Here is a 12729-nt window from a genome sequence, read left to right as displayed (position 1 = left end):
ATCTTTCGACAACCCTTTAAAGAAAACGCTTCCTTTATATTATATCACGTCGAAAAGAAGCTTTGTTTCAGGCTTTTCCTTATGAAGAATAATTCTCCTTTATTGATACAAATTAAGAAAAACCGTCAATATGTTTTATAAAGGGGAGAGAAACTATGCAAATCGACTCTGATCTCCAGCGCAATGTAGAAACATTGAAAAAAAAATTAGGGCAAAACGACGATATCATGTTTTATACGTTTTCTTTCGGAGACAGCAGACAGAAGGCGTGCCTACTGTATATTGACAGTTTGACAGAAAATAAACTTCTGGCGCAATACGTCATTTCTCCATTACAAAAAGAATCATTAGCCCAAAAGGTAGGCATGATTGAAGATTTATCAGCTTTCTTTTTCGGCTATCATCACAGTGTGATCTCTACAATAAAAGAAATACAGCAGCTCATTTTTTCCGGACATACCATTTTGCTGGCTGATGGTTACAGCGCGGGCCTGGCATTTGATACGAAAACATTAATGACGCGCAACCTTGAAGAACCTTCCTCTGAAATCGTGGAACGCGGTCCGAAGATTGGCTTTATTGAAAAACTGCGGACAAACACGGCGCTTTTACGAGAGCGGACGAGTGACCCTAATCTCGTCATAAAAGAAATGACGATAGGCAAAAGGACAAAAAAAAAGATAGCTGTCGCATATATTCAGGATATCGCCCCTGATTATGTCGTAAAAGAAGTGTTTAAACGGCTGAAGTCCATCACGACAGATGATTTGCCGGAATCAGGCACACTTGAACAGCTCATTGAGGATGAACCTTTTTCGATCTTTCCGACGATCTTAAGCACCGAACGTCCAGATCGTGTAGAAAGCTCTTTGTTAGAAGGCAGGGTTTCCATTTTGGTGGACGGCACCCCGTTTGCTCTCATTGTACCGGCAACGGTTGATGAATTTATTCATTCACCGGATGATTACAGCCAACGCTGGATTACAATGTCACTTATTCGTCTGCTTCGTTATTCGAGCATCCTGATTACCATTTATTTGCCCGGCTTATATATTTCTCTCGTTTCCTTCCACACGGGGCTTTTGCCGACCAGAATGGCCATTTCGATTGCAGGCAGCAGACTGAATGTGCCTTTTCCGCCTTTTGTCGAAGCCTTTATTATGATATTTACGATAGAACTGATCAGGGAAGCCGGTTTAAGGCTGCCAAAGCCTATCGGACAAACGATTGGACTTATTGGAGGCGTTGTCATTGGACAGGCAGCCGTACAGGCGCAAATTGTCAGCGCGCTGATGGTCATTGTGGTGTCCATTACCGCATTGGCATCCTTTACCGTTCCTTCATACGCCTATAACTTTCCGCTGCGCATTATTCGCATTGCGGGTATGATAAGTGCTGCAATGCTTGGCATGTATGGCGTCATCATGGTCTTTCTGTTTGTGATCGGCCACTTGATGCGACTGAAAAGCTTTGGCCAGGATTACATTATTCCGATAATGGCACAGCCCGGACAAGATTTAAAGGACACTGTGATTCGCATCCCTACCCTATTTTTAAAAAGAAGGCCTACCCGTAAAGACACAAAAGATAAAATCAGACAAAGGTGATAGCTATGATGCAATCAGAGGACAAGCTTACATTTATGCAGACGCTTATTATGGTAAGCAGTACAATGATCGGTGCCGGTGTCTTAACCCTTCCCCGCTCAGCCGCTGAAACCGACAGTCCGAGCGGATGGATCATGATCCTGCTGCAGGGTGTTATTTTTATTATTTTCGCCCTGCTTTTTTTGCCTTTTCTTCAACGGAACAGAGGGAAAACGATTTTTGAGCTCAACAGTATTGCAGCCGGAAAATTTATCGGTTTCTTTTTGAATTTATTTATTTCCCTTTATTTTATCGGTATCGTATGCTTTCAAACGCGGGTTTTGGGTGAGGTTGTCGGATTCTTTCTTTTAAAAAACACGCCGATGGCGGTTGTCGTGATTATTTTTCTGGCGGTTGCCATCTATCATGTGGCCGGAGGCGTTTACCCCATTGCGAAGGTATATGCGTATATCTTTCCTGTCACTATTATTATTTTCCTTATGCTTCTGATGTTCAGCTTTCGTTTATTTCAATTAGATTTTATCCGGCCCGTATTTGAAGGCGGTTATCAAAGTTTTTTTCATTTATTTCCTAAAACCCTTTTATATTTTTCAGGATTTGAAATTATTTTTTATCTCGTTCCCTTTATGAAAGATCCAAAACAGGTAAAAAAAGCTGTCGCTTTGGGCATTGCAACCACGACTGTTTTCTATAGCATTACTTTGTTTATGGTCATTGGCTGTATGAGTGTGGCTGAGGCAAAAACAGTGACGTGGCCGACCATTTCACTCATTCACGCATTAGAAATCCCAGGGATTTTTATTGAACGATTTGACCTGTTTTTACAGCTAACCTGGACAGCCCAGCAATTTGCATGTATGCTCGGCTCCTTTAAGGGGGCGCATATTGGATTAACAGATATCTTTCACCTGAAAAATAAAAACAATCCGTGGCTGCTTGCTGCACTGCTGGCTGTTACATTTTTCCTATCAATGTTTCCTGAAGATCTTAATGCCGTGTTTTATTACGGTACACTTCTCGGATATGTGTTTCTAGGTGTCATTGCAATACCATTTCTTATCTGGTTTTTAAGCTGGATACAGAAAAAACTGGGGAGGGATCAGCTGCAATGAAGACAATGATGAAGCTTGCAGCAATGGTTCTGATGCTGCAGATGCTCTGCGGATGCTGGGATGTCAAAAATATTGAAAAACTGTCTTTCGCCAGAGGGCTTGCTATCGATGAAACTGATGACCATCAGTATAAATTAACGTATCAAAACCTTCTTCCCCAAAGTGAAGACAGCCAAGCATCCGGAAAACCCGAATTTGTCAATGTGACATCCCACGGGAAAACCATTCTAGAAGCAGTCAGTGATGTATCCATTAAAGACCCTCCTATCTATAGCGACCATTTAAAAGTCATTCTTCTGGGAGAAACACTCATGAGGAATCAAAACGTAGATCAGGTCTTCAACCATTTTATCCGGGATGATGAACTGCGGCGCAGCAGCTATTTGATGGCAGCCAGAGGGAAAGCCGGAGATATTTTTACGAAAGGAAGTCCGAAGCAGCAGCTGCCGATGCCTTCCGAAAAGCTGATTGATCTAACCAATAACAGCGGGTATAACGGGAAGATTATGCTGCCGCTGCGCATCGGCAGGGCTTCTATCTATTGCCAAAATGGCTACAGTTTTCTCATTCAAGCCGTGAAAAACCAAAAGGGAAAAGCAAAGTATGACGGGGCAGGCATTATCAAAAGCGGCAGTAATAAACTCGTTGGATTTCTTTCAGCTGATGAAACCCAGACACTGACATGGGTCATGGGGACGATCCAGGGCGGCGTCATGCCGACGACAGATAAAGGACATCCGATTACGTTTGAGATTAAAAGGTCGAAATCTAAAATCAAGCCGGCCATTGAAAACGGAAAGCCTGTCTTTCAGATTTCTGTCAACACAAAGGGTATCCTGACAGAAGACCAAAATCCGAATGAAAACTCCTTTAGTAAAAGCTATTTGCACAGGCTTGAGAACATTTTTGAGAAAAAGCTTGAACGCGATGTAAAGAGGATTATGGATAAACTGCAGCATGAGTATAAAACCGATCCGGTCTTTTTATCCGACTACATCCGAATTCAATACCCTGAATACTGGAATAAAGTAAAAGGACATTGGGATGAAATATTTTCTGAGGCTGATTTTAAATACGATATTTCTTTCAAAATCATTAACTTTGGCACAGTCGGAAGATGAGCAATCAAAAGGGTGCGCATGATCGCGCACCCTTTTTTATGTTCCGACAGTCTGCTGTTTTCCAGCCGATCCTCCCTGTCCGTTTTTGTCCCTTAAATCCTGCTCAATTTCTTCAAGGCTTTTTCCCTTCGTCTCTGTCACTTTAAACCGGACAAATAAGAACGCCATAATACCGATCGCGGCATAAATCAGGAATAAATAACTGATGCCGATCGCTTCCATTAATATTGGATAGGTTAATGAAACAATCAGTGTCCCAACGTGCAGCATCAAGGTGGATACCCCGGTTCCGATTCCTCTGACATGGAGCGGGAATAATTCAGGAAGCATAACCCAGACAACCGGGCCCCAGCTGACCGCAAAAACAACGATAAACACGCCTAAACAAATGACTGTCGTCCATGAGGCAGCCGGAGTGTTATCGAAAAAGAGATTCACCAGTGCGAGAACGATCAAGCTGATCACCATCCCGGCATTCCCGAATAACAATAGCGGCTTTCTCCCGATCTTGTCTATGATTTTTATCGCTACTAATGTCATGAGAACATTGACTGTGCCGATTCCGACCGTTCCTAAAATCGAAGCGGAGTTTCCGAATCCGACGTTTGTAAAGGTCTTTGGCGCATAATAGATGATCGTATTCGTTCCGATAAATTGTTGCAGAAACGCCAGTCCCAAGCCGGCAATCAGCGCGGGACGCACCCAAGGATCGAACAGCTCCTTCAGGCCTCCTTCATCCTGCTTTTCCGCTTCTTGAATATCATGTATTTCCTGATCAATATCTTTTGTGCCACGCAATTTTTCAAGAATCTTCTTCGCTTTGCCCTCTTCGCCGTTCGTGAACAGCCAGCGCGGGCTCTCCGGCATAAACAAAATGCCAATGAGCAAGAGCAGAGACGGTACAGCAGCCAATCCAAGCATCCAGCGCCACGCTTCGGCATCAGCAAATATGTAATTGACAATGTAAGAAAGAAGGATGCCCACCGTGATCATCAACTGATTCAGGGATGACAGCGCCCCGCGTTTTTGTTTTGGCGCCAGTTCAGATAAATAGAGCGGTACGATGGTCGTCGATGTTCCGACTGCAAGTCCCAAAATGATGCGAAACAGCACCATGACTCCTGTATTCGGGGCGAGCGCCACACCCAGACCTCCTATACAAAACAGCAGCGCGGCCGCCATAATTGCTTTTTTTCTGCCGAAACGGTCAGTCAGCTTGCCAGCCGCTCCTGAGCCTAATATCGCCCCAACCAATAAGGAGCTGACAACAAGTCCTTCCGTAAAGGCGTTCAAGCCTAAATCCTTTTTCATAAATAAAATAGCTCCGGAAATCACTCCGGTATCATAGCCGTATAATGCGCCTCCCAGAGCGCCGAAAAAATAAAGCCATATATTTGACTGCTTTTTCATAAAAATGACTCCCTTTCTCCATCAGCTGCAATCATTCTGTGTCTGTGGCGTTTTTTAGAAATCTTTTAGCCTCTTTTTCCGGCCATTAAACCTTTTCATTCTTGCAGATCACAAGTTTCCAATCATTTACTTGCATTTTTTTCAATAGAGCCGAAACATTTTCCCTCTTGCGGCGTCCAATATAAGGTGATTCAGCACATTATAAATTTCAATTTTCAAGAACAAGAACTTATAAATATAGGAATTTTTATCGAAAAATGTCTTTCGGTGAGTTGCCCTATGACAAAATGAATGGTACGCTTCAAATATTAAAGGAACGAGAGGTATTGATATGGAGGAACGATCACAGCGCAGAAAGAAAAAGAGACGACTTAGAAAATGGGTGAAAATCGTTGCCGGTTTGATGGCTTTTCTTGTCATTGCGGCAGGCTCTGTCGGCGCCTATGCTTATGTAAAGCTGAATAATGCTTCTAAAGAAGCTCACGTCAGCCTTGCACGCGGAGAACAATCAGTAAAACGGATTAAAGAATTTGATCCCGGTAAAGATTCTTTCTCTGTATTGCTCTTAGGAATTGATGCCAGAGAGGAAAACGGCGAGAGTGTCGATCAGGCAAGAAGTGATGCGAATGTGCTGGTTACATTTAACCGGAAAGAAAAAACAGCCAAAATGCTGAGCATTCCGCGTGATGCCTATGTCAACATCCCAGGCCACGGCTACGATAAATTTACACATGCTCATGCCTACGGCGGCGTTGACCTCACTGTGAAAACAGTTGAGGAAATGCTGGATATTCCAGTTGATTATGTCGTAGAAAGCAATTTCACAGCTTTTGAAGATGTCGTAAATGAGCTGAACGGCGTCAAAGTAACGGTAAAAAGCGATAAAGTCATTCAGCAAATCAAAAAAGATACAAAAGGAAAAGTGGTTCTTCAAAAAGGAACACATACGCTTGATGGAGAAGAAGCGCTTGCTTACGTAAGAACACGTAAAGCAGACAGTGACCTTTTACGCGGACAAAGACAAATGGAAGTGCTGAGCGCCATTATTGATAAATCAAAATCACTTAGCTCAATTCCGGCTTATGATGATATTGTGGATACGATGGGACAAAATCTGAAAATGAACTTATCTCTTAAAGATGCCATTGGCCTGTTCCCGTTCATCACTTCATTGAAATCAGTTGAGTCAATTCAGCTGACGGGTTATGATTATGAACCTGCCGGTGTGTACTATTTCAAGTTAAACGATACAAAGCTGCAGGAAGTCAAAGAAGAGCTGCAAAACGATTTAGGTGTATAATGAACGGGATGGCGATTACGCCATCCCGTTTTTACATATTTCCTTGTTGAAAATTATCAAAGTAACGTTTAGCCTTGATTTATATGGTTTATGTTTCTAAGGAAAGCTGAACATACTACACGAAGCAGGTTCATTTTTAAGGAGGTTCCCCCTACATATGAAATTAATTGCGATTGATTTAGACGGTACATTACTGAATAAAGAAAGCGTCATTTCTGCTGAAAACAGGGCGGCTATCAAACGGGCCGTTGATGCCGGCATCCTCGTCACCATTTGCACGGGAAGAGCAACATTTGATGTAAAAGCGCTGCTGGATGACTTGGACATCCCGATCATTGCGGCAAATGGCGGAACGATCCACGACACGGGTTACCGTTTGATCAGCCGGACATTAATGGATCAGGAGGCCGGTAAAGCGATCGCTGATTACTTACTCTCAAAAAATATTTACTTTGAGGTATATACAGATGACCATCTGCTTTCTCCTTTTGACGGCGAAGCTAAGCTGCATGCGGAGCTTGATATTCTAAAGAGCGCGAATCCAAACGAAAAGACGGATGAATTGTGGCAAGGAGCCATGACTCAGTTCAAGCAGTTCGGCATTAAACCGATCCCTCATATCGAATCGGTTTTTGACGGCAGTGAAAACATTTATAAGCTGCTTTGCTTCTCCTTTGACATGGACAAGCTGAAACAAGCGAAGGAAGAGCTGAAGCATCATAAAAAACTGGCACAAACCTCTTCCGGAAAACATATTATCGAAATCCTCCCGGCTTCTTCAGGTAAAGGACGCGCGCTGACAGAGCTGGCTGAAATATACGGAATTGAAACACAGGATATTTATGCGATCGGCGACAGTCCGAACGATTTGTCCATGTTTGAAGTCGCAGGACACCGTATCGCCATGGAAAATGCAATCGATGAATTAAAAGAAAAAAGCACCTTTGTCACAAAGAGCAATGACGAAAATGGTGTGGCTTACTTTATTGACCAGCTTCTTTCCGGCCAATATGCATAAAGAAAAGACTCCAGAGATTCTGGAGTCCTCAAATTGTTGACAAAATCCTAAAACGGTTTTAGTTTTAGGATTTTGTCATTTTTTCAGCGTGATTGAAAACCCTTGAAGTCTAGGAAAGGTGAGCATTGGAGCGGAGCGAATGTTCTAATTCGTGAGCACCGACGCGCAGACTTGACAACGAATGCGAGGGTTTGTCGACACGCTGAAGACTCCAGAGATTCTGGAGTCTTTGTCTTTTATTGCACCCGTACACTCCCCGCATATTTATCTTTCCAATACGTGCTTGTGTTCATATTGGTGATGGTCACACCATTTGATAATGTGACATGAACAACTTGTCCGTTTCCAATATAGATGGCGGGATTTAAGCTTGTTGATTGGAAGAACACAATGTCTCCCGGCTTCAGGTCCGCCTTCTCAATCTTAGTTCCGGCTTTGTACTGGCTTGTTGCGTATCGAGGCAGGGAAATACCCGCTGCTTTCTGGTACACATACTGGACAAAACCAGCTGTATCAAACCCAGTCTCTGGAGACGCTCCGCCTTTTTTGTAAGGAACTTCTCCGATATAAAGCGTAGCTTCGGATACGATCGGATTTTCTTTTGGAATTGTCAGGTTGTCAAATCGGCGAATGCCTGTCATCTTCGATTTCCAGTAATCCTCTGACAAGTAGGAAATGGTTACTTTTTCTGAACGGCTTGCCTGAATAAATCTTCCTCCGCCAGCATAAATGCCTGCATGTGAAATTCCCGTTTTGTACGTATTGCTGAAATAGACAACATCACCAGGCTTTATGTTCTGAGGCGCCACCTTCTCACCCACTGCCCACTGTTGTTCGGCTGATCGCGGCAGATATATGCCGAGTGCCTGTTGAAACACATATTGCACGAGCCCTGAGCAATCAAAGCCTTCTGACGGTGTGCTTCCGCCAAACACATATGGAATGCCGATATATTTTTCGGCCTCCTCAACGACAGGAACATCAGCCGTGGCCGGATCGGCTGCGATTCGTCTCGCCCCGATATAAGATCCGCTCCAATAGCTGCTTTTTGTGTAATTGGTGATGATAACCCCTTTTGATAACGTACTGTGAATCATTTGGCCGTCTCCGATGTAAAGAGCGACGTGTGTCGGAGCAGTCCCGGTGCTTCCCTCTTTTTTGAAAAATAAAATATCGCCCTGCTTCAGGTCTTCCGGCTTTACGGCCGTTCCGACTTTATACTGGTCGTTCACAGATCTCGGCAGATGAATATCAGCCTTACTGAAAACATATTGAATCAATCCCGAAGGATCGAATCCCTCTCTCGCCGTTTCACCGCCGTATTTATACTGATACCCAAGCAGTTTTTTTGCTTCGCTGACGATCAATTCAGATGATGTATCAGCCTCCGCAATCTCCGCTTTTGTCATAATTGGAACCAAAAAACAAATGATAACCGCCACAAGCAAAAACTTCTTCCAGTTTGCCAGTGTGTTCACTTTTATTATCTCCTCCTCTTTTTGCAGTTTTAACATCGGTATTTTTTTGAATATGTTAAGAAACTTTTTGATATTTTTACAGAATGAATATGCTGGGCAAATAAAAAGAGAATGTCTCATCAGACACTCTCTTTTTCGAATTATTTATTGGCGTTTACCGGTTCTTCCTGCTGTTGGATTTTATGCATTTCCGTATTAATCTTCTGTTTTTCCTGATCTGTCAGCTGATCATTGAATTTAAAAGCTGACATAAACATGAACACAATGGCTACGGCAACAAACGGCCAGCTAGCTTTGACAAATTTCATCTTTATCACTCCGATTATTTAGATTTTAGTTTGTCGCTATGATCAACATCAAACATCAGTTTTCCGTCTTCTACTTTCCATGCGAAATTAGAGTCTTTTGTCAGTTCACGAATAATTGTTTTCTGTTTGAGACTGTCTTTTTTGACCGGTGCAGGCGTCGCTTCATGGATATCAATCGGCGTCACTTCGAAGTGGCCTGTTCCGTTTTTCTTCAGGTGATACTGAACCAGTGCACTGTCTCTCGTTCTCGTCCAGCCTTGGTCAAAGACAAAGTTGCCGAGGCTGTAGAAAATGACGGTTCCGTTATACACTTCAATCGGTTCCAGTACGTGCGGGTGATGGCCGACGATGATATCAGCTCCCGCATCAGACATGGCTCTTGCAAGCTGGCGCTGACGGTCGTTTGGATCGTTGTCATACTCTTGTCCCCAATGTGACTGCACAACGACGATGTCCGCATGTTTTTTCGCTTCTGAAATCATAGGAATAAAGATTTCAGGATCTGCGGGCAGCACGCCCGGCATATTCTTTTTAGCCGCGAAGCCTTTTCCGGACACATCTGTAAAGCCGAGCGTGGCAATCGTTACCCCATTGACTTCCTGGTACGAAATATTCTTTTTCGCATCGCTTAAGCTGTATCCTGCTCCAACGATATCAAGATCTTGTTTTGCAAATTCTCCAAGTGTATCTTTCATCCCCTGAGCGCCGTAATCCATTGCGTGGTTGTTTGCGCTGTTGAGAACCGTGAAGTTCATATCTTTTAAGACTTGCACTGATTCCTTATTCGTCTGCAGATGAATTTCTTTATCTGCTTGTTTATAATTCTTTTTATAGGTTACCGGGTTTTCGAAGTTTCCTGCTACATAATCCGAGGCTTTAAAAATCGGTTCAACATATTGAAAAATACTGTCTGCCCCTTTTTGCTCCGTTACTTTTTCAACATAGCGGCCCATCATAATATCACCGACAAACGAGGCTGAGAGAACGTCGTCAGAATACGTTTTGACCTTTGGCGTTTCTGCTTTTCCAGCCCACATAAAAGCGAACATGAGGACAAAAACGATCGGAATGGCGATAAATACGTGCTTATTGGTTTTCTTTTTTTGCTGTTTTGTCAGCTTTAGCAGCTTTTCATGAAAGCTCAGTTCTTTTTTCATCGTTTGACACACCTTACATTAAATTAAGTAGTAAACAAACATGATAGCAAAGGTCGCTCCGCTCAATAGCAGCGTGCTTCCGAACGTAATGGTTAATCCTTGTTTCTGAATGGTATTGGCAATTAAACCTGGCACGATGATGCCGATTCCTCGAAATTCTGCGATTTCAAATGGTACAATCGGGTATAAGAAATCAAACGCGATTTTCAGGACAATCCCTGTTATCAGCATGGCAGCGAATTTTCTGCGCCCGTATAAAATCATAAATTTGGATAAACCGTATTTCACAATGACATAAGTGAGCAAGCTCACTAACAAAACGAGTAAAATAAAGACCGGCTGATTAAACACAAGTCCTAAATATCCCGGTACAACAAGTCCTGCCGGCACGATTCCTGTTTTTTCTGCAAAAATCAAACTGAGTAGTACACCTAAAATTAGTGCAATGTATAAATCTGATCCGAACATGTCTGCATTTCCTCCTAGCTTACGAGCTGCTTAACCTTGTATTCGTGGATTTTTTCAATTAAAGGCTCTGCGGCACCATGAATATTGCCGACGCCATATATGACACGGTTGTGCATTCTTTTCTTTAACAATTCCATAATTTCTTCTGTTGACTTGTACTCTAGATCATGCAGTTTGTCTGCAGGAATTTTGCCTTCTTCGTAGGCTTTTACGATCGGTTCTGTTGTTTCACCAATTAAGATCAGTTCACTTGCTTCAATATAAGGCAATACGTCATTTGCGAATTGCTGTGTCCGATCGACACGGTCTGCGCGGCAGTTCATGATGATGATCGGATCATCGGTCGGGTAACCGATTTCTTTTACACGTTTCCATATATTCAAAGTAGAAGAAGCGTCGTTTGCGGCAAACCCATTAACAAAGTGCCCAGGCTCGCTCGGACTGATCAGCGGAAGAATTCTCATTGCTCCCGGATCTGGCGGCGCATTCAGCATTCCTTTAAACGCTGTTTCTTCGTCAATGCCGAGTGCTTGAGCCACACCCAGTGCCAGAGAAGCGTTATCAGGGAATACCATGTATTCAAATTTACGCAAATATTCATCTGTAATTTTTGAGTTATCAGCAATGATGACTTTTGTGTTTCGTTCTTTTGCTTTTTGTTTAAAGAACTCGGTATATTCACTATCTGTAATAACAAGATGGCCATTATAAGGAATTGTAGCAGTAAACGCTTCCGCAATTTCATCGAGCGTAGGCCCCATGACATCCATATGGTCTTCTAAAACGTTAACGATCACGCCGATATTGGCTTGCAGAAGTTCTTCCTGAAAGATAATTTGATAATCCGGGTTAACAGCCATGCATTCACTGACAATCGCATTAGCCCCTCTTTCTACTGTTTCTTTCATGACTTCTTTTTGCTCTCCGATATTCGGTCCCTGAGGTTTCCGTTTAATCGGCTTTTCCTCCGGTGTATCCCAGTAAATCATTCTTGCGTCTGTTCCTGTTGTTTTTCCAACAGTCTTGTAACCGGCTTCTATTAATATTCCGGTTGTCAGCCTTGTCACAGTCGATTTCCCTCGGATGCCGTTAATATTCACTCGAACAGGGAGGGCATCAATGTTTTTCTGATGTCGTCGTTTTTCTAATATTCCGATGACCAGTATGACAGCACAGGCTATAATGAGTAACCACATTGCTTTTCGACATCTCCTTCTATATTGTTGTAAATTCATTCATCAGTATATAGAATCACTATGAATTCTCAATCGGCATTATGTAACATAATCTCCCCTAATCCACTAAGCCAAACTTCTCTTTTGAAAGAGATTTTGTACCCACAAACTGTTTTCTATTTTTGGAAAAAGGCAGGACTTACACCTTATCTCTTTTTTTAAAAAACAAAAGGAATGCGCTTTCATTTTTCTCTTGATATCCTTCTGGACGTATAGTCACACCTCGGTGTTTGCATTTAATATGTATTTCAAATCAATCTTTTTTTCAGCCTATGATATCAAGCTTTTCCTGCTATAATGCGTGTTTCCGGTTCTTATGAACACAAAATATTTTTTTCCTGTTTCTTAAGGACAAGGTCATAATGTCACCCTTTCTGCATGGAAGCGGCAATATTAGGCCCATACCAAAATGACTAATGGGATCATTCATGAAAACGCTAAACATCCGGGTCCGATTTCTCTAACATAATTAAACATTTTCTGGGCGGATAGTCTTTTCTGTTTCTCCTCATTTA

Annotated in this window: 11 protein-coding genes; 5 read left to right on the top strand and 6 right to left on the bottom strand. The window is 42.6% G+C overall.

From position 1 onward, the window contains the following. The first annotated feature begins 155 nt into the window (after positions 1–155). Genes gerBA through KHQ79_RS06165 form a run of 3 tightly spaced genes read left to right on the top strand, consistent with a single transcriptional unit; the run spans position 156 to position 3840 of the window. Complete coding sequence (gene gerBA, locus KHQ79_RS06175; RefSeq protein ID WP_225514424.1) at positions 156–1607, top strand: spore germination protein GerBA; 1452 nt, start codon at positions 156–158, stop codon at positions 1605–1607. Between the two features lie 5 nt (positions 1608–1612). Beyond that, the gene (gene gerBB / locus KHQ79_RS06170) at positions 1613–2719 is read left to right on the top strand and encodes a spore germination protein GerBB (protein WP_225514423.1); all 1107 of its coding nucleotides are present in this window, start codon (positions 1613–1615) and stop codon (positions 2717–2719) included. Further along, positions 2716–3840 (top strand): spore germination protein GerBC, encoded by a 1125-nt coding sequence (locus KHQ79_RS06165; protein WP_003235553.1) that lies wholly within the window; start codon positions 2716–2718, stop codon positions 3838–3840. Before gerBB ends, KHQ79_RS06165 begins: the two co-directional genes overlap by 4 nt. A gap of 36 nt (positions 3841–3876) precedes the next feature. Here the strand turns inward: KHQ79_RS06165 and KHQ79_RS06160 are convergent, their stop codons facing one another. Continuing rightward, the gene (locus KHQ79_RS06160) at positions 3877–5250 is read right to left on the bottom strand and encodes a sugar porter family MFS transporter (RefSeq protein ID WP_003235555.1); all 1374 of its coding nucleotides are present in this window, start codon (positions 5248–5250) and stop codon (positions 3877–3879) included. Positions 5251–5581: 331 nt separating this feature from the next. Between KHQ79_RS06160 and tagT the strand changes: the two genes are divergently transcribed. Both tagT and ywtE read left to right on the top strand, forming a co-directional pair. Then, positions 5582–6550, top strand: coding sequence for a polyisoprenyl-teichoic acid--peptidoglycan teichoic acid transferase TagT (tagT, locus tag KHQ79_RS06155; protein ID WP_003235557.1), 969 nt, complete (start codon positions 5582–5584; stop codon positions 6548–6550). A 157-nt stretch (positions 6551–6707) separates the two neighbouring features. Then, positions 6708–7568 (top strand): 5-amino-6-(5-phospho-D-ribitylamino)uracil phosphatase YwtE, encoded by an 861-nt coding sequence (ywtE, locus tag KHQ79_RS06150; RefSeq protein WP_003235559.1) that lies wholly within the window; start codon positions 6708–6710, stop codon positions 7566–7568. Between the two features lie 236 nt (positions 7569–7804). On the opposite strand, the gene pgdS is transcribed toward ywtE, so the two are convergent. From pgdS to pgsB, 5 genes are all read right to left on the bottom strand, one after another. After that, positions 7805–9046, bottom strand: a complete 1242-nt coding sequence (pgdS, locus tag KHQ79_RS06145; RefSeq protein WP_225514421.1) for a gamma-DL-glutamyl hydrolase — start codon at positions 9044–9046, stop codon at positions 7805–7807. A 140-nt stretch (positions 9047–9186) separates the two neighbouring features. Then, positions 9187–9354, bottom strand: coding sequence for an extrachromosomal elements maintenance protein EdmS (gene edmS / locus KHQ79_RS06140; protein WP_003235563.1), 168 nt, complete (start codon positions 9352–9354; stop codon positions 9187–9189). 14 nt (positions 9355–9368) lie between these two features. Next, the gene (gene pgsA / locus KHQ79_RS06135; protein WP_225514420.1) at positions 9369–10511 is read right to left on the bottom strand and encodes a capsular polyglutamate synthetase PgsA; all 1143 of its coding nucleotides are present in this window, start codon (positions 10509–10511) and stop codon (positions 9369–9371) included. A gap of 18 nt (positions 10512–10529) precedes the next feature. After that, positions 10530–10979, bottom strand: a complete 450-nt coding sequence (pgsC, locus tag KHQ79_RS06130) for a poly-gamma-glutamate biosynthesis protein PgsC (protein ID WP_003227889.1) — start codon at positions 10977–10979, stop codon at positions 10530–10532. 14 nt (positions 10980–10993) lie between these two features. Continuing rightward, the gene (pgsB, locus tag KHQ79_RS06125; RefSeq protein ID WP_003219593.1) at positions 10994–12175 is read right to left on the bottom strand and encodes a poly-gamma-glutamate synthase PgsB; all 1182 of its coding nucleotides are present in this window, start codon (positions 12173–12175) and stop codon (positions 10994–10996) included. Positions 12176–12729 lie beyond the last annotated feature (554 nt).

The organism is Bacillus sp. TSO22 (genome assembly GCF_020223595.1).
Classification (GTDB): domain Bacteria; phylum Bacillota; class Bacilli; order Bacillales; family Bacillaceae; genus Bacillus; species Bacillus inaquosorum.
The sequence above is the reverse complement of the archived record's forward strand: the minus strand, read 5'-3'. Positions and strand labels throughout refer to the sequence as shown.